Source organism: Synechococcus sp. 8F6 (genome assembly GCF_002252665.1).
Classification (GTDB): Bacteria; Cyanobacteriota; Cyanobacteriia; order PCC-6307; family Cyanobiaceae; genus Cyanobium_A.
The window spans coordinates 20416-35504 of the sequence record NZ_NQKZ01000006.1; the positions used below are offsets into that span (position 1 = coordinate 20416).

Genomic DNA, 15089 nt, shown 5'->3' on the forward strand with positions numbered 1-15089 from the left:
GGATGACGCTCCCTGAGCCCTACTCGGTTCCTATGGCAACCTGAGCTGTCGCCGTAAGCCCATGCCCGTCTATTGCGTTGAAGTGCCTGGGCTACCGCCACTTTCCGTCACTTGCGCCGGCTGCAGCGGAGATGCTTTGCAACTGGCACTGCGGGAGCAGGGACTGGACAACTTCCGTGTGGAGCGGCGCAGCAAGGATGGTCGCCAGTGGTGGTTTCAGGCCAACTTCAAGCCAGGCACCATCGACCCGGCCACCACTGGAGGCCTCACCCGGCTGGTGAGCGTTGATTTAATCGAGGACTGATGGGTCCGGTCCAACCGCCGCCAAGCCTCAGGCCGCCGCCACTTCCGTGCTGCCAGCGCGCTGACGGCGGGTGAGGAAGCCGAACAACACCTTGCCGATGGCGGCGATCAGGTTGCCCTCCAGCTCCTGGAACATCGTCATGTTGAGGTGGAAGGCGTGGTTCGCCTCCTCAACAATGCGATCGGCCATGGCCTGATCGATCGGCAGGGCATCCAGGGTGGCGCGGTAGTTGGTCTTGAAGGCCTTCTCGTCGGGGATCGCGTCGAATTCGTAGAAGCGCAGGCCGTCGTGTTCACCCAGGTTCATCGCCTTCTGGGCGATGTTCTTGAGGATCTGGCCGCCGGAGAGATCGCCGATGTAGCGGGTGTAGTGGTGGCCCACCAGCAGCTCCGGACACTCCCGCGCCACCTGGTGCAGGCGCTCGACGTACTGCTGGGCTCCAGGGGTGGGCTTGACTGCGCTGCGCCAATCCGGGCCGAAATAGAAGGCCAGGTCCTGCTCGAGGCTCTCGCGACGGTTGAGCTCGACAAAAGCCACCGGACCCACCACCGGGTGGTCCTTGAGCTTGCCGAACTCCTCCTCCATCGCTGAATACACGAAATAGAGGTCGGCCACCAAGGTGCGGTAGCTGGCTTTGTCCACCACCCCCTTGAGGAAGCAGCTCACGAAGCCGGTGTTCTCCGCCATCGTGTGGGCTTTTTTGGTGCCTTCACGCAGTTGGGAGGCGAGCGCAACAGCCATAGGTGCCAGTCTGAGGAACAGGTCTATGGGCAGCAACTTAGAGGGGGCGCCCTGGATTGGTTTGCCCCTTTGCGAAGAGTTCACGACCTTAGTAATTGGCCCGCCATGAGCATTAGTACTGCGGCTAGCTCTCACTCATTCAGAGCCAGCCCTCAGCGGACCTGCCGGAATCATGCCCAAGCTGAATTTTGGAACCAGCCCTGGGCTGGCAACATCACTAGGTGTCCGCGTCACGCAACAGCACCCATGGCCGAAGCCGACGCCAGGCCCCCCCAAGCAGGCGAACCCATCAGTGAGCAGGAAGCCCTGCGCCGGCTCCGCCAGAGCGAAGACTCCTCCCAGCAGTACTACGGAGCCTGGTGGCTAGGCCGGATGCGCAGCCAGCACCCGGAGGCGGTGCCCCTGTTGCAACAAGCCCTACGCCAGCGCCGGCCCAGGGATAGCGGGGCCGGCGTTGAGGAGAACGCAGTAGCCCGCAATGCCGCCCGCGCCCTCGGCAAACTGGCTCCAGCAGCGCAAGCGGCCATCCCAGACCTACTCGACACCCTGCAGGATGCCGACGACAAATTGCGAGAAGCAGCAGCCCGGGCCCTAGGCGAACTCGCTGCGAGCGAGGCCATTGAGGCTCTCTGCCAGAGGCTAGCCAGCGGCCCCACCGTGGCCGGCGCCCAGCAGGCCAACAGCACCCGTCTAGTGGAACCCTGTGAAGCCCTCCTGAAAGCCCTGGGCGACATCGGTGTCAACGAGCCGCGGGTGCTGGCCGTGGTGAAACCCTTTCTTGCCCACGAGCGCCCCGTGATCCGCAGCGCTGCGGCGCGCACCCTGCTGCAATTGAGCGGTGAGGCGTGCTGGGGGGAACTGCTTGTGGACCTACTTGACCATCCCCAGCTGCCGGTGCGTCGTGCAGCCCTGATGGATCTAGGCACCGCCGGCTGGCGGCCCGGATTCAAAGCCATTGCCGCCACCCGGGCAGAGAACAGTCTGAAATTGATGGCCCTGCGGGGGCTGGTGGAACAGGGCAATGGCGACCCCGGCGACGAAGCCCTGCTGGCCTGCATGGACCTTTTGCTATGAGCCAGGTTTCACCGGTGGCAGCCCGAATTGCAGCCCTGCAACAGGCCGGCAGCGCCCTGGCCCTACTGCAAGCCACCCAGGAACTGGCCAGCTGCGCCGATGCCAGCGCAGCCCCAGTCCTGGTGGAGGTGTTGGGCTTCAACAACCCCGGCGCGGCAGTAGCCGCCGTGAACGGGCTGATCAGCCTGGGGACAGCAGCCGTGGAGGCCCTGTTGCAGCTCGACCCTGACAACTACGGAGCCCGGGCCTGGGCAGTGCGCGCCCTCGCCGGCATCGGCGATGTGCGCGGGCTAGAGCTGCTGCTAGATGCCCTCGGCAGCGATGTGGCCGCCAGTGTGCGCCGAGCCGCGGCCAAAGGTCTGGGCCAGCTGCAGCTGGGCGCCCTGGCTGAGGCAGAGCAGCACCAGGTGCGCCAGCGCTGCCTGGCGGCCCTGCTGGCCGCCACGGCCGATGGTGAATGGGTCGTGCGCTACGCGGTGGCCGTAGGACTGGAGTCCCTCGCCGAGGGGCTTTCCCCAGACGCCACAGAGTTGCAGCAGGCCCGCAATGGGTTGGTCACACTCAGCGAAGCAACCGAAGACACCCCCCCGGTGGTTCAGCGGCGCGCGAAGTTGGCACTGTCGCGCCTGGAGCCCCAATGAAGCGAGTGCTGTTCGTCTGCCTGGGGAACATCTGCCGCTCCCCCGCCGCTGAGGGGGTGTTCCTACACCAACTAACCCAGGCGGGAGCAGCAGACCGCTTCCTAGTGGATTCAGCCGGAACGGGGGGCTGGCATGTGGGCAAGGCCGCTGATCCACGCATGCGCGCAGCCGCCAGCCAGCGCGGAATAGCCCTCACCAGCCGGGCCCGCCAGCTGGAGCTCAGCGACCTGGACCGCTTTGATCACATCCTCACCATGGATGCCGCCAACCTTGCCCACGTGCAGGCCCTGGCACGGGAGGGCCGCTCCTGCGCTGCAGCGGGCGCTCACGGGCAGCAGGCCCGCATCGAGCCCCTGGTGGGCTACTGCAGCCGCTTTGACGCCCACGAGGTGCCCGACCCCTATTACGGCGGCGAAGAGGGGTTTGAGCAGGTGCTCGATCTGCTGGAGGATGCCTGCACTGGATTGCTGCAGGCCCTAGACCGCTAAGCCGCCGGCGTTGGCCAGGCCTCTTCCGGCACCCGCTCCCGGAAACGATCCACCAGGGCCTGGATCACCGCCTCGATGGCCAGGCTGTCGGTCACCAGCTCCACCGCATCGTCGGCCTGCCGCAGCGGGGCCACCTCCCGGCTGGAATCGAGCTGGTCGCGCTCGGCGATCTGGGCTTCGAGCTCGGCCAGGGGAGGCACCGCAAAGCCCCGCTGCTCCAGATCCAGGGCACGACGACGGGCTCGCTCGGCCACCGTGGCCGTCAGAAAGACCTTGAGTTCCGCATCGGGGAACACGGCCGTACCGATGTCCCGGCCCTCGGCCACCAGCCCCCCCTGGCGCCCCATCGCCTGCTGCTGGGCGGTGAGCGCCTGGCGCACGCAACCATGGGCTGCCACCACCGATACCTGAGCGGTGACCTCAGGGCTGCGAATGGCCGCGGTGACGTCGTGACCGTTGATGCTCACCTGCTGCTCGCCACCGGAACCGGAGCGCAGCTGCAGATTGAGATCCACCAGCAGCGGCTCCACCGCTGCCGCATCAGCCGGGTCGGCGCCCTGGTGCTGCACCCACCAGGTGAGGGCCCGGTACATCGCGCCGGTATCGAGGTAGATCAACCCCAGCCGCTTGGCGAAGGCCCGGGTGACGGTGCTCTTGCCCGCCCCCGCCGGACCATCAATGGCAACGATCGGCTGGCGAGACATCAGAAACACGTGATCGATCAGGCGGCTCGGGCCGCAGTGCACCGCCGCGGCCAGCAGAGCCATGCCCTGTACCTGCGGCAACGGCTCCAGGCTATGGGGAGCCACCAACTCCACATAATCCACCAGCAGCCCCGCCGCCTCCAACTGGCGAGACAAGCGGGCAGTCACCTCCCCGGCCTGACACTGCCCGGCCGCCACCTCGTCGGCGATAGCGGACAAGCTGGCGGGCAGGGCCGCAGCCTGCTGACGCTGGGGGGGGGAGAGGCGACGGTTGCGGGAGCTGCAGGCCAGCCCGTCGGCCTCCCGCACGGTGGCGCAGCCCTGAATCCGCAGCGGTAGGCCCAGATCCGCCACCACCCGGCGCAGGATCACCAGCTGCTGCCAGTCCTTCTCGCCAAGCCACAACCGGTCCGGTCGCACCAGGGTCAGCAGCCGCACCACCACGGTGGCCACCCCCTCGAAATGCTCCGGACGGCTGCGGCCACACAACACCTGGCGCAGGGCCAGGGGCGGGCTGATCCGGGTCAAGCCAGCCTCTCCCTGGGGATAAACCTCAGCCACGCTCGGCGCAAATAGGGCTGTGGCGCCGGCTGCAGCGGCCAACGCGATATCGGAGCTGAGGTCGCGCGGATAGGCGTCGAGATCTTCGCCAAGGCCGAACTGGAGCGGATTGACAAACACGCTCACCAGCACGGGGGAGATGGCACCACCGCAAGGCTCCGCCGCCCGCCGGATCAGCTGCTGGTGCCCCGCGTGCAGGGCCCCCATCGTGGGAACGAACTGCACCGATCCGGGCTGCTCATGCCGCCAGGCGCGCAAATCGTCTCGGGTGTGGAGCAACTGCACGGGCAGACAGCGGGCCGGCAACACAAAGCCCATCCGCCAGGTTGGCGGATGGGCTGGAGGAGAGCTGCCGAGCAGCTCAGATCACTGGAGCACTTCCAGTCGCACTGGAGCAAGTCCACTGGAGACCAGACCCACTTCCTGGGCAGCGCCATGGCCCAGGTCGATCACCCGATTGCCCACAAAAGGCCCTCGATCGTTGATGCGCACCACCGTGTTGCGCCCGTTGTTGAGGTTGGTGACCCGAACCCGGGTGCCGAAGGGCAAGGTGCGATGGGCCGCGGTGAGGGTGCCAGGGCGATAGGTTTCGCCGTTGGCGGTGCGGTTGCCAAAGAAGCCAGGGCCATACCAGCTGGCGGTGCCCTGGCTCACCTGCACAACCCGGGGTGCTGGCTTCGGGGCCGGAGCAATAGGGGTGGAGGGAGCCTGCTTGATCAGGGTCTCCGGAGGGACGGATTCGCTGTCGGCCTCACGAATGGCGACGTCATTGCTGGGTCCTTGGACCTCTGAGCTCGGCGTAGCCACGGCAACGGCATCGTTGGTGGTGGCTGCGCGGCTGGATTCGGCGATGGCGGGAACCAAGGCACTACCAGAGAGAAGCAGGGCAAGGGCCCCAAGGGAGAAAGTGCGACGCATAACAAACGAAACCCGCTGCAGGAGCAGCAATCACCAGCCGAAAGCGAAAGCTTCACGGCCAATCGATGATTCGTCAGCGTTGGATTCGAACTCAAACTGAATGGAGTTGAGATGCGAATTCGCGTTCGGAGTTCCTATCGGGAATTGACAACGACGCAAAGTTAACGGCCGTCGCGGGCGGTTTCGGTCAAAAACGACACCCCAAGAACCGATCAGAATTTGTCATCAAATCCCCGAGCGCCGGCCCTAACAGGGCTGAGCCACCGTCAGCAAGCCACCCCGGCATCAGCGACCCAAATGACGGTCATCAGCGCAGCTAATAGCCGTATGTGCCAATCTGCCAATCGTCCATCGACTGGGCGTGACCGGTCGCCCGCTGAGGGCGGACGGCTGGCGTTGGAGGATCAGGAGACAGCACCTGATGGACTTCGACGGGATGGACTACCGCACTGCCGGCGTGGACGTGGTCGCAGGCCGGGCGTTTGTGGATCGGATCCGCGCCAGCGTGGAAGCCACCCATCGCCCAGAGGTCGTGGGTGGTCTTGGCGGGTTCGGTGGCTTCTGCCGACTGCCGGCAGGCCTGCGGGAGCCGCTGCTGGTGGCGGGCACCGACGGGGTCGGCACCAAGCTCGAGCTGGCCCAAGCCCACGGCCGTCACCACGACGTGGGCATCGACCTGGTGGCGATGTGCGTCAACGACGTGATCACCAGTGGGGCAGAACCCCTGTTCTTCCTCGACTACATCGCCACCGGCAAACTCAGCCCTGAGGCCATGGCCGAGGTGGTGCAAGGCATCGCTGAGGGCTGCCGGCAGAGCGGCTGCGCCCTCCTGGGCGGGGAAACCGCAGAGATGCCCGGCTTCTATGGTCCAGGCCGCTACGACCTGGCGGGCTTCTGCGTGGCCGTGGTGGAGGCCAGCGCAGTGATCGATGGCCGCGCCGTGGTTGCCGGCGACCGCATCGTGGCGGTGGCGAGCAGTGGTGTGCACAGCAATGGATTCAGCCTGGTGCGTCGGATCCTCGACACCCAGGCGGTGGACGAACGCACCCCGTTGCCAGGTAGCGATCAGCCCCTGATTCAAGCCCTGCTCACCCCCACCCGCCTCTACGGAGCCCTTGTGAAAGCCCTCCTGACCAACGGCGTGCCGATCCACGGCATGGCCCACATCACCGGGGGCGGCCTGCCGGAAAACCTGCCCCGCTGCCTCCCTGCTGGCGTGCATGGCGTGATCGACCCCAACAGCTGGCAGCGCCCCCCCCTGTTCAGCTGGCTGCAGGAGGCCGGCGAGGTGCCGGAGGCGGATCTCTGGAACACCTTCAATCTGGGGGTGGGCTTCTGCCTGGTGCTGCCTGCCTCCGCCGTATCCGAGGCCCTCGCCGTCTGCCAGCAAGCCGGCTACACCGCCTGGGAACTGGGTGAGGTGGCCAGCGGCAGTGCTGGCGCCCAACCCCTGGCGGGCTTGCCTTACGGAGATTGAGCGGCGCCCAAGCCGCTGCTGGCAAATTGCTTCACGTTGGAGGCCAAGGGCCGGCCAGGTCAACGCTGCTGCCTAGGGTACTGACCTCGAACCGTCACCATCCCTGATATGCAGGTTGGTGGCCGAGCAGAACGAAGACAAATCAGGAGAGGCGTCATGACGCAATCAGTAGGTTCACCATTTGGTTCACCGCTTGGTTCACCAGGTTCACCACAACGCCTAACCGGACAACGTTTAACCGGATCTGGCCCTGCCGGCCCGGGAGTTTCAAGCGGGCTAGGCCAGGGATCCCTGGGCTCCGGCCAGCGCCTCACCCGCCGCCGCAGTTCCGCTGGCCCCGTTCCGCCCAGCCGCCCCCTGCGACCGCGCGATCCAGTGCCTGCCCCCCAGCGCGGAGGCATACGGCCCACCTTCCTCACCCTGAGGGATCACGGCAAGGTGTACGTGGCCGACCTGCCCCGGCTCTCCGACGGCCAACTGGCCCACGTGGCCAAAGAGGCGCGTGAGGTGCTCGAAAGCCTCGGTCGCCGGCTGGAGGAGCTCGATGCCCAGCCCTTCCTCTCCCAGGCCGAGCAGGACACCCGCATCCGGGCCTCCACCAAGCGGGAAGTGACCGAGCGCTTCATTCGCTCGATCGAGGACGAGCTGCAGCTCCGGCGCAACAACCCGGCCCTGCGGGCCGCCGCCGGCGAGTCCCTGGCCCGGGCATTTCTGGAGCTGGCCCGCCATCAGCTGCCCGGCGCCACCTTCGACTCCCTGCTGCAGGAGGCGCTCGCCGCCTGTGGACCGGAAGCGGCTGCGGCCGAAGCCGAATCCCAAGGCGACCCAGGCGCCAATCCTGTGGTGCCGCTGGTGCGCCGCCAGGCGATGCCCGTGGTGCTCACCCTCGATCCAACCGCCCAAGCCTGCTAAGCGCTCTGGAAGGGGTTGGCTGGCATGCCGACCTCCAGCCCCAGGGCCAGGTCGTCGAGGCGTTCACGCTCCTCGGCAGACAGCGACCAGGTGAGCGCAGCTGCCGCATCGTCCACCTGGTCGGGGCGGCGCAGGCCGGGGATCGGCATGGCGCCGTGGGCCCGACACCAGTTGAGGGCCACGGCAGACAAGCTGGCAGCATGGCTGGCGGCGATTCGGCCCATTTCTGCCTGGAGCTCCACCAGGGCCGGGCCGAGACGGCGAAACAGGGCGCCCCGGGGGCCCATCGGCCAGCTCTGGGCCTGCAGCGGCCGGGCCAACAACCCCAAGGCCAGGGGGCTATAGGCGATCAGGCGGATGCCCAGCTCGCGGCACAGCTCGGCCACGCCGCCGGGCCGGATCGGATCAGGGGCCAGCAACGACAGCTGCACCTGCAGGCTGCTCAGCGCCACGCCCCGCTCGGCGAGCCGGCGGTGCACAGCCCGCAGCCGCAGCGGACCCATGTTGGACACCCCCAGGGCTCCCGCCTCACCCTGCTCCACCAGATCGGCCAAGCCCTCGAGCAGGGGGGCCTCCTGCCAGGGCGCATAGCGGGCGGTGCTCCAGTGGAGCTGCACCAGGTCGATGCGACCGCCAAGGCGCTGCTTCGAGGCGGCGAAACCCCGCTGGTAGCCGCGCCGCCCGAGCCGCCAGGGGAAGGGGGCCAACTTGGTGGCCAGGCACAGCCTGTCCCGCTGCTGGGGAGGCAGGGCGGCGCTGAAGCGGCCCAACAAAGCCTCGCTGCGACCGTTGAAACGGCCAGTGCCGTAGGAGTCGGCGGTGTCGAACACCTGCAGACCGCAGGCCACGGCCCGCTGGAATGTGGCCTCCAGAACGGGATCCTGGCTGGGGTCGTATCCCCAGAGCAACTGGTTCCCCCAGGCCCAGGTGCCCACACCAATCCCGGGCGCCGAGCCCTCCGCTCCGCCAACATCAGCCCACGGATGCGCCATGGTGGACTGCAGTGCCTGCGGTGCTGCCCCACGATGCCTGATGTTCCCAACCCTGGCACCACCAACCCAGGCGCCACCGACAACCGGGCCCCGGCCACAAGCGATCCAGCACCCGAGCCCATTCTTTGCCAACACTGCGGGCGCACCGCCAGCAACGGCATCAGCTGCCAGGGCAGCTGCGTGGCTGACTCGGGCTACTGAGCCACCCCCTGGGCTGATGCCTCTCCTGCTGCCGATTCACCGCCTGCCGGCCCGCCTGGCCGTGGTGCTGGTCCTGAGCCTGGACGGCGCCGTGCAGGCGGAAGGGTTCGGGCGCTGGGACACCAAACTGCGCGATTGCTCCCTGCTCCAAGGGCGGATGGAGTTGCCCCTGCAGGCCCAACAGCAAACCTGCCAACGGCTGCGGCTCGAGCAAAACATGGAGGGTCTGCTGAGCGTGCGGCTGATCCAACCGTCGGCCCACCAGCGCTTCGGCAGCCAGACCCTGGTCTTCGGTGGTGTGCTGGCCGAAGGGCAGCAGACGATGCGCTGCAACACCAATGGCGAATGCCAACCCCGCTGGCCGATCCGCCTGGAGGTGGCCACCGTGGCCAGCAGCCTGGCCGATGACCAAGGGGTGGCACCGACCCTGCCGACGGCCCAACTGGCCCGGGGGAGCTGCCTGCTGGAGCGCCGCGCCCTGCAGTGTCAGGCCCGCGACCAGAACGGCCACTTCTGGGAGGCCAAGGCCCGGCACTGATCCGTCGTGCTGGGTGTGCGCGCATGAACACCCAGCACGACAACGACCGTTTCTAGGCAGAAATACTCAGTATCTTTATCTTGTCGTGATGAGCGACGGGAGACCTGTCCCTGGCGGAGTCGAACACGCTAGGGATTTTTTTGTGACTAATTCTTGCGCCTGCTCACGTCAGACCCGCTGTCCTGACTTGGATTCACACGGTGGAGGAGTTCGACCCTTCATCGCTTGAGGAAGCGGGCGGAAGGTTGGTTCCCGTCGCCGCCGCCCTGTTCCTCCCTCTTGCCTAGAACCTCATTCCAATCGGCACTGGGGCGGTGTTCGCCGGATCTCCTACTTCCTGCTGCCTTCCAGATCCGTGTCGGATCCGTTCTGGTGGCCGTTCAGGTGCTTCTCGCAAGCGTTGACGGTTGTGCCGATCAGCAGGGTCGCAGCGGTGAGAGCAAGGAGCAGCAGGCGCTTCATCGGTTCTGGGGGAGTGCCCTCAGGATATGGGCGGTTGTGCTGGGGTGCCTGGAGTGTTGCAGGGCGCTCACCGATCAAGCCAGCAAAAAATGACCAGCTCTCGCGGTCAATAAAGAGGCGGCACCCAGATTCGAACTGGGGGTAAAGGATTTGCAATCCTCTGCCTTACCACTTGGCCATGCCGCCGCACAGGGAGCAAACTCCCTGCAGCGGATCGTATCAGCCATGGCATGTCCTCCCGTCTGCTGGTTCTGAGCAACGGCCACGGGGAGGATCTGATCGCCCAGCGCGTGCTGCAGGCCCTGCGGCAGCGGCGGCCCGATCTGATCGTGCGGGTGCTGCCCCTGGTCGGGCTGGGGGAGGCCTTCGCCGCCGACGAAGCCGCTGGCCATCTGCAGCGGCTCGGCCCCCAGCTGCAGCTCCCCAGCGGCGGCTTCAGCAACCAGAGCCTGCGGGGCCTGGCTCGCGACCTGGCCGCCGGCCTGCCCCTGCTGAGCTGGCGGCAGCTACGCCTGGTGCGCGCCTGGGCCCGCCAGGGCGATCCGGTGCTGGCCGTCGGCGACCTGCTGCCCCTGCTGCTGGCCTGGAGCAGCGGCGGCCGTTTCGGCTTCATCGGCACCCCCAAGAGCGACTGCACCTGGGCCTCGCCAGGGCCACCCGGCTGGCGCCCCTCGCCCCTGGCGGATGCCTACCACCGCTGCAAAGGCAGCGAATGGGATCCGTGGGAATGGGCCGTGATGGGCAGCCGGCGCTGCCGGCTCGTGGCCGTGCGCGACCGGCTCACCGCCCGGGGGCTGCGCCGCCATGGGGTGGCAGCCCTGGCTCCAGGAAACCCAATGATGGATGGCTTCCCCCACGCCCCTCTGCCGGCCTGGCTGCAGAGCCAACGGCGCCTGATCCTGCTGGCCGGCAGCCGCCTGCCCGAAGCCCTCGGCAATGCCCGCCGGCTGCTGGGCTGCCTGGCGCTGTGGCAGCCGTTGCAGCACACCGTGGTGCTGGTGGCCTCAGGCTCGATCCCCAGCGCGGAAGCCTGGGCCCAGCTCCTAGAGAGTGGGGGCTTCACCGCGATGCCCCTGAGCGCGGAAGCGGCCGCCATCGGCGCCAGCGCCAGCTGGGGAAGGGGCCGCTGGCAGCTGCTGCTGGGCCAGCACAGCTTCAGCCGCTGGGCGAGCTGGGCCGAACTGGGCCTGGCTACCGCCGGCACCGCCACCGAACAACTGGCGGGGCTGGGGGTGCCGTCGCTGTCGCTGCCGGGCCCAGGTCCGCAGTTCAAGGCGGGCTTTGCCCGCCGCCAGAGCCGGCTGCTCGGCGGTGCCGTGCAGCCCTGCCAGAGCCCGGAGCAACTGGTCCGGCGGCTGCAGGAGTTGCTCGAGGATCCCCACGAACGGGCGCGGCGCGCAGCCTGGGGCCGCCGCCGCATGGGGCCAGCCGGCGGCAGCGCTCGGCTGGCTGCGTTGGTGGAGCAGCGCCTGCTGGGATGATGCGGCCATCCTCTGCCTTTGCGCTGCCATGGCCGGCATTCCTGATCGGGCCTACAACGCCTCCTGCGGCAAGCTCGCCAGCCAGTTGGGCATCAGCCTGGCGGCCGCCCGCCGCAAGGTGGATGTGAAGGCCTCCCAGCAGGGGCTGCGGGAGACAGCCGCCAAGCTGACCCTGGCCGAGCAGATGCTGGCAGAAGCCCAATCCAGCGGCACCAACAACCACGACCTGCTCACCTCCCTGCTCGAAGCGGTGGGCAACGACGAGAACTTCATGGTTGAAGACTGAATCGTCGAAGACTGACGCGCCGCCCAGGCGTGGCTCAGCGGTTGCCGCCGGTGGAGTGCTCGAACAGCAGGTGGAAGCGCTGGCGATCGAGATCGGCGAACACCGGAAGACAGCCGAAGCAGCGCTGAGCCAACTCCCAGCGCTCCTCGCGCTTGAGCATGGTTTCCAGCCGGTCCCGGGCCGGCAGCAGGTAGCGCACATCCCCGGCGGCATAGGCCAACTGGGCATCGGAGAGATCTTCAACCCGGCCCCAGTCGGAGCTCTGGGCCTGCTTGTCGAGCTCAACGCCCACCAACTCCTGCACCACCTCCTTGAGACCGTGGCGAGGGCTGTAGGTGCGGCCCAGGCGGCTGGCCACCTTGGTGCAGAAGATCGGGTTCACCGTGATGCCGAGGTTTTCGGCCAGGGCGGCCACATCGAAGCGGGCGAAGTGGAACACCTTCTCGATCGCCGGGTTTTCCATCAGCGCCTGGAGCCGGGGCGCCTCGCTCTGGCCCCGGGCCAGACGGATGCAGCACACGTTGTCGTGGTCGTCGCAGATCTGCACCAGGCAGAGGCGATCGCGGCCGTGGATCAGGCCCATGGCTTCGGTGTCCACCGCGAGGGCCCGCGCACCGGCAAACAGGGCGGCCCACTCCGCGTCGAGGTCAGCATCGAACACGGCGAAGCGTGCAAGGGCCGGCAGGTTGCTGGGGGCGGACGGGGCGGCCATGCGGAGGGAACAAGTGCGCCCCCATGCTGGCAAGCCACGGCCCCCCGGCTGGCGGCACAATGGGGGGGATGGCCAACCTCGGCTCCACCCTGCTGCTCACCCTGCTCCTGGCCATTGGCCTGGTGTTCTTTTTGCGGGCTGCCAGCAAAGACCGCACCACCGTGGTGGACGTGCGCTCGTCGCGGCCGCCTCTGGAGGTGCTGACCCGGCTCACCGAGTGGCTGCAGCAGCGCGGCTGGCAGACCGAATCGAGTGATCCAGAGCGGCGTCACCTGCGCTTCCGCGCCGAAGTCGCCGCCAGCCCCTGGCTGGCTGTTCTGCTGTCGGTGCTCGGGGCCGTGGGGGCCGCCTGCCTCGGGCTGGTTCTGCGGCAATTGCTGCCCCAACTGGGCTGGTGGCCGCTGCTGCTGGCGCTGCTGGGCCCGGCGGCGGGCCTGATCTACCGCAACCGGGCGATGCGGGCCGAAACCCTGGAGCTGCGCCTGATCAGCCACGACAGCGCCACCGGCAGTGCCCTGCGGCTGCGGGCCCACCGCGACGAGCTGATCGCCCTTGAGCTGGAACTGGGCCCCCAGCTGGGTCTGTTCAGCGACGGCAAGCTGCTCAGCTCCCCCATCTAGCCCTTCCACCAGCCCAGCCATGGATCGACGTCGGTGGGTTGGTGCCGTGTTGCTTGGGGCCCTCACCCTGGGCTCCGCCGCCGCCGCCCAGGCCCCGCTGCTGGCCAACCTGGATCCCCTGACGGGCCCCCGCAGCCGGCTGAGCAAAGACTGGGTGGGCCAGGTTCCCGTGCCCAGCCGCACCGAAATCCTCGTGCTGGCCGGCCATGCCGACTCCCAGGGGATCGGCGGAGCCGGCACGGCGGGCGCCGCGGTCGATCTTGCCGGGGCCGCCCCGATGCAGCCCGGCATCCGCGATGAGCTCTACTGGAACCTGCTCACCGCCAAGGCGGTGGTGGCCCTGGGGCAGCAGCGCGGCCTGGCGATCCGCTTCTACGAACCACCCCTGCGCACGATCGCCAACGCCGACGATCCCCGCACCAACTGGAGCGTGGGCAAGGCCCATGCGGAGGCCGGTGGCTATGCCCTCGAGATCCACTACGACGCCTACGGCCCCGACGGGGTGGGGTCGGGCCTGATCCCACCGCTGCATCGCGCGCCCAGCCGCCTCGACGAAAGCCTTGCGCTCGCCTTTGGCCCCTACCCCCTGCTTTACCGCAACGGCCTCGGGGCCCCCAGACGTGGAATTGCCATCCTGGAGATCGGCAAGCTGGAGGGCAGCCTGGAGGCGGCCCTACGCAATCCCCGCAGCCGCGATGCAGCGATCGCCGCGATTGCCGAGCGGGTGGTGAGTGCGCTGCAGCAGGGCCTTGAGCCAGCAGGTGTGGCGATCAGTCCACCGCCTGATGGGGGGCGCAGCGCCCCACAAGCGAGCCGTCCTTCAACCAATCCTGGGGGCGAGTGAACAGGTCGGTGAGCAGGGCCTCGCGGCTGCCAGGTTCTGGCTGGTAGCCGTATTCCCAGCGCACCAGCGGGGGTAGCGACATCAAAATCGACTCAGTGCGGCCATTGGTCTGCAAGCCGAAGATCGTGCCCCGATCGAACACCAGGTTGAACTCCACATAGCGGCCGCGCCGGTAGAGCTGGAAGTCGCGCTCGCGGGTGCTGAAGGGGGTGAACTGGCGCTTCTCGGCGATGGGCACATAGCTCGGCAGGAAGGCATTGCCGCAGGCGGAGGCCAGCTGGAACAACTGCTCCCAGCTCTGGTTCACCGCACCAACGGCCTGGCTGGCGGCCGCGGCCGGGCCACTCGGGTTCTGGCCCTTGTAGAGGACGCCGCGTGGATCCTGGTAGTCGTAAAAGATGCCGCCCACACCACGGGTTTCGCCGCGGTGCTTGAGGAAGAAGTATTCATCGCACCAGGGCTTGAACACCTCGTAATAGGCGGGGTTCACGCTGTCGCAGGCCCCCTTGAGGGTGCGGTGGAAATGCTTGGCGTCTTCCAGGAAGGGGTAGTAGGGGGTGAGGTCGGCGCCGCCACCAAACCACCACACCGGGCCCGCCTCGAAGTAGCGGTAGTTGAGGTGAACGGTGGGGATGTAGGGGTTGCGGGGGTGCAGCACCATCGAGGTGCCGGTGGCAAACCAGCGGTGGCCCTTGGCCTCGGGCCGCTGGCTCAGGATCGAGGGGGGCAGCTCGGAGCCTTCCACCTCGGAGAAATTGACGCCGCCCTGCTCAAACACGCGGCCCTGCTTGATCACCCGCGAGCGGCCGCCGCCGCCCTCGGGGCGCACCCAGCTCTCCTCTTCAAAACGGCCGACGCCATCGAATTGCTCCAGGCCGGCGCAGATGGAGTCCTGCAGGCCCATCAGCAGAGCCTTGGCCCGCTGGCGCGAATCGGCCGGCGGGGCCTCCAGGGCCAGCTTGTTTTTGCCACGCGCCAGCAGGGCCTTGAGCATCGACAGTGCGCCGAAAGAGCGCCGGAAAGGTCTCACCATTTCAGGCCACCCTCCATCCACACAAGTGTTCGAGAGGGTCTGTCACGGCGAGGCCACAGCGCGGTCACGGTCATGGCTTCGGCCGTGGCCCCTAGGATCG

General features: G+C 67.8%; 19 protein-coding genes and 1 tRNA gene. 12 read left to right on the forward strand and 8 right to left on the reverse strand.

The features are described from left to right. The first annotated feature begins 136 nt into the window (after nt 1–136). Entirely contained in the window at nt 137–304 is a 168-nt protein-coding gene (locus tag CJZ78_RS14040) for a hypothetical protein (protein WP_158217044.1), read from the forward strand. 27 nt (nt 305–331) lie between these two features. Here the strand turns inward: CJZ78_RS14040 and CJZ78_RS06010 are convergent, their stop codons facing one another. After that, on the reverse strand, nt 332–1045 hold the full coding sequence (locus tag CJZ78_RS06010) for a heme oxygenase (biliverdin-producing) (protein WP_094560006.1): 714 nt from the start codon (nt 1043–1045) through the stop codon (nt 332–334). A 246-nt stretch (nt 1046–1291) separates the two neighbouring features. On the opposite strand from CJZ78_RS06010, the gene CJZ78_RS06015 reads away from it, so the two are divergent. The 3 genes from CJZ78_RS06015 to CJZ78_RS06025 are packed head-to-tail and all read left to right on the forward strand — an operon-like array spanning nt 1292 to nt 3248. After that, nucleotides 1292–2119, forward strand: coding sequence for a HEAT repeat domain-containing protein (locus CJZ78_RS06015; RefSeq protein WP_094560007.1), 828 nt, complete (start codon nt 1292–1294; stop codon nt 2117–2119). After that, nucleotides 2116–2760 (forward strand): HEAT repeat domain-containing protein, encoded by a 645-nt coding sequence (locus CJZ78_RS06020; protein ID WP_094560008.1) that lies wholly within the window; start codon nt 2116–2118, stop codon nt 2758–2760. Before CJZ78_RS06015 ends, CJZ78_RS06020 begins: the two co-directional genes overlap by 4 nt. Further along, nucleotides 2757–3248: a low molecular weight protein-tyrosine-phosphatase gene (locus CJZ78_RS06025; protein WP_094560009.1), complete on the forward strand. Its 492-nt coding sequence runs from the start codon at nt 2757–2759 to the stop codon at nt 3246–3248. The genes CJZ78_RS06020 and CJZ78_RS06025 overlap by 4 nt, the downstream gene beginning before the upstream one ends. Here CJZ78_RS06025 and CJZ78_RS06030 read toward each other — a convergent pair. Then, nucleotides 3245–4831, reverse strand: a complete 1587-nt coding sequence (locus tag CJZ78_RS06030; protein ID WP_094560010.1) for a bifunctional pantoate--beta-alanine ligase/(d)CMP kinase — start codon at nt 4829–4831, stop codon at nt 3245–3247. The genes CJZ78_RS06025 and CJZ78_RS06030 overlap by 4 nt on opposite strands. Before the next feature lie 48 nt (nt 4832–4879). Continuing rightward, complete coding sequence (locus tag CJZ78_RS06035) at nt 4880–5431, reverse strand: septal ring lytic transglycosylase RlpA family protein (protein WP_094560011.1); 552 nt, start codon at nt 5429–5431, stop codon at nt 4880–4882. Nucleotides 5432–5867: 436 nt separating this feature from the next. Here CJZ78_RS06035 and purM point away from each other — a divergent pair, with 436 nt between their 5' ends. Both purM and CJZ78_RS06045 read left to right on the forward strand, forming a co-directional pair. After that, nucleotides 5868–6908: a phosphoribosylformylglycinamidine cyclo-ligase gene (gene purM, locus CJZ78_RS06040; RefSeq protein WP_094560109.1), complete on the forward strand. Its 1041-nt coding sequence runs from the start codon at nt 5868–5870 to the stop codon at nt 6906–6908. Between the two features lie 291 nt (nt 6909–7199). Beyond that, nucleotides 7200–7820 carry a hypothetical protein gene (locus CJZ78_RS06045; RefSeq protein ID WP_094560110.1) on the forward strand — a complete coding sequence of 207 codons (621 nt, stop codon included), beginning with the start codon at nt 7200–7202 and terminating at the stop codon, nt 7818–7820. Here the strand turns inward: CJZ78_RS06045 and CJZ78_RS06050 are convergent. Next, nucleotides 7817–8812 (reverse strand): aldo/keto reductase, encoded by a 996-nt coding sequence (locus CJZ78_RS06050; RefSeq protein WP_094560012.1) that lies wholly within the window; start codon nt 8810–8812, stop codon nt 7817–7819. The genes CJZ78_RS06045 and CJZ78_RS06050 overlap by 4 nt on opposite strands. 33 nt (nt 8813–8845) lie before the next feature. Between CJZ78_RS06050 and CJZ78_RS14045 the strand changes: the two genes are divergently transcribed. Both CJZ78_RS14045 and CJZ78_RS06055 read left to right on the forward strand, forming a co-directional pair. Then, nucleotides 8846–9013 (forward strand): hypothetical protein, encoded by a 168-nt coding sequence (locus CJZ78_RS14045; RefSeq protein WP_158217045.1) that lies wholly within the window; start codon nt 8846–8848, stop codon nt 9011–9013. A gap of 16 nt (nt 9014–9029) precedes the next feature. Beyond that, nucleotides 9030–9551, forward strand: coding sequence for a hypothetical protein (locus CJZ78_RS06055; protein WP_094560013.1), 522 nt, complete (start codon nt 9030–9032; stop codon nt 9549–9551). A 330-nt stretch (nt 9552–9881) separates the two neighbouring features. On the opposite strand, the gene CJZ78_RS14655 is transcribed toward CJZ78_RS06055, so the two are convergent. Further along, nucleotides 9882–10013 (reverse strand): hypothetical protein, encoded by a 132-nt coding sequence (locus CJZ78_RS14655; protein ID WP_254987910.1) that lies wholly within the window; start codon nt 10011–10013, stop codon nt 9882–9884. A 115-nt stretch (nt 10014–10128) separates the two neighbouring features. Next, nucleotides 10129–10199: transfer RNA gene (locus tag CJZ78_RS06060), tRNA-Cys, on the reverse strand. A gap of 44 nt (nt 10200–10243) precedes the next feature. On the opposite strand from CJZ78_RS06060, the gene CJZ78_RS06065 reads away from it, so the two are divergent. Together CJZ78_RS06065 and CJZ78_RS06070 are read left to right on the forward strand one after the other, a co-directional pair. Next, nucleotides 10244–11494, forward strand: a complete 1251-nt coding sequence (locus tag CJZ78_RS06065; protein WP_094560014.1) for a lipid-A-disaccharide synthase-related protein — start codon at nt 10244–10246, stop codon at nt 11492–11494. 28 nt (nt 11495–11522) lie between these two features. Beyond that, nucleotides 11523–11780, forward strand: coding sequence for a hypothetical protein (locus CJZ78_RS06070; RefSeq protein ID WP_094560015.1), 258 nt, complete (start codon nt 11523–11525; stop codon nt 11778–11780). 34 nt (nt 11781–11814) lie between these two features. Here CJZ78_RS06070 and CJZ78_RS06075 read toward each other — a convergent pair whose 3' ends face one another. Beyond that, on the reverse strand, nt 11815–12492 hold the full coding sequence (locus CJZ78_RS06075; protein ID WP_094560016.1) for a ribonuclease D: 678 nt from the start codon (nt 12490–12492) through the stop codon (nt 11815–11817). Nucleotides 12493–12560: 68 nt separating this feature from the next. Between CJZ78_RS06075 and CJZ78_RS06080 the strand changes: the two genes are divergently transcribed. Beyond that, entirely contained in the window at nt 12561–13112 is a 552-nt protein-coding gene (locus CJZ78_RS06080; RefSeq protein WP_094560017.1) for a cofactor assembly of complex C subunit B, read from the forward strand. A 19-nt stretch (nt 13113–13131) separates the two neighbouring features. Beyond that, nucleotides 13132–13956 (forward strand): dehydrogenase, encoded by an 825-nt coding sequence (locus CJZ78_RS06085; RefSeq protein ID WP_094560018.1) that lies wholly within the window; start codon nt 13132–13134, stop codon nt 13954–13956. Here CJZ78_RS06085 and hemF read toward each other — a convergent pair. Then, nucleotides 13883–14950 (reverse strand): oxygen-dependent coproporphyrinogen oxidase, encoded by a 1068-nt coding sequence (gene hemF / locus CJZ78_RS06090; RefSeq protein WP_094560019.1) that lies wholly within the window; start codon nt 14948–14950, stop codon nt 13883–13885. The two genes, CJZ78_RS06085 and hemF, sit on opposite strands and share 74 nt — an antisense overlap. Nucleotides 14951–15089: the final 139 nt, after the last annotated feature.

Bases quoted from the DNA above. Each gene is read 5' to 3' on its own strand.
- CJZ78_RS06010 (WP_094560006.1), bottom strand. From the start codon at position 1,045: ATGGCTGTTGCGCTCGCCTCCCAACTGCGTGAAGGCACCAAAAAAGCC.
- CJZ78_RS06015 (WP_094560007.1), top strand. From the start codon at position 1,292: ATGGCCGAAGCCGACGCCAGGCCCCCCCAAGCAGGCGAACCCATCAGT.
- CJZ78_RS06020 (WP_094560008.1), top strand. From the start codon at position 2,116: ATGAGCCAGGTTTCACCGGTGGCAGCCCGAATTGCAGCCCTGCAACAG.
- CJZ78_RS06025 (WP_094560009.1), top strand. From the start codon at position 2,757: ATGAAGCGAGTGCTGTTCGTCTGCCTGGGGAACATCTGCCGCTCCCCC.
- CJZ78_RS06030 (WP_094560010.1), bottom strand. From the start codon at position 4,831: ATGGGCTTTGTGTTGCCGGCCCGCTGTCTGCCCGTGCAGTTGCTCCAC.
- CJZ78_RS06035 (WP_094560011.1), bottom strand. From the start codon at position 5,431: ATGCGTCGCACTTTCTCCCTTGGGGCCCTTGCCCTGCTTCTCTCTGGT.
- purM (WP_094560109.1), top strand. From the start codon at position 5,868: ATGGACTACCGCACTGCCGGCGTGGACGTGGTCGCAGGCCGGGCGTTT.
- CJZ78_RS06050 (WP_094560012.1), bottom strand. From the start codon at position 8,812: ATGGCGCATCCGTGGGCTGATGTTGGCGGAGCGGAGGGCTCGGCGCCC.
- CJZ78_RS14045 (WP_158217045.1), top strand. From the start codon at position 8,846: ATGCCTGATGTTCCCAACCCTGGCACCACCAACCCAGGCGCCACCGAC.
- CJZ78_RS06055 (WP_094560013.1), top strand. From the start codon at position 9,030: ATGCCTCTCCTGCTGCCGATTCACCGCCTGCCGGCCCGCCTGGCCGTG.
- CJZ78_RS14655 (WP_254987910.1), bottom strand. From the start codon at position 10,013: ATGAAGCGCCTGCTGCTCCTTGCTCTCACCGCTGCGACCCTGCTGATC.
- CJZ78_RS06065 (WP_094560014.1), top strand. From the start codon at position 10,244: ATGTCCTCCCGTCTGCTGGTTCTGAGCAACGGCCACGGGGAGGATCTG.
- CJZ78_RS06070 (WP_094560015.1), top strand. From the start codon at position 11,523: ATGGCCGGCATTCCTGATCGGGCCTACAACGCCTCCTGCGGCAAGCTC.
- CJZ78_RS06075 (WP_094560016.1), bottom strand. From the start codon at position 12,492: ATGGCCGCCCCGTCCGCCCCCAGCAACCTGCCGGCCCTTGCACGCTTC.
- CJZ78_RS06080 (WP_094560017.1), top strand. From the start codon at position 12,561: ATGGCCAACCTCGGCTCCACCCTGCTGCTCACCCTGCTCCTGGCCATT.
- CJZ78_RS06085 (WP_094560018.1), top strand. From the start codon at position 13,132: ATGGATCGACGTCGGTGGGTTGGTGCCGTGTTGCTTGGGGCCCTCACC.
- hemF (WP_094560019.1), bottom strand. From the start codon at position 14,950: ATGCTCAAGGCCCTGCTGGCGCGTGGCAAAAACAAGCTGGCCCTGGAG.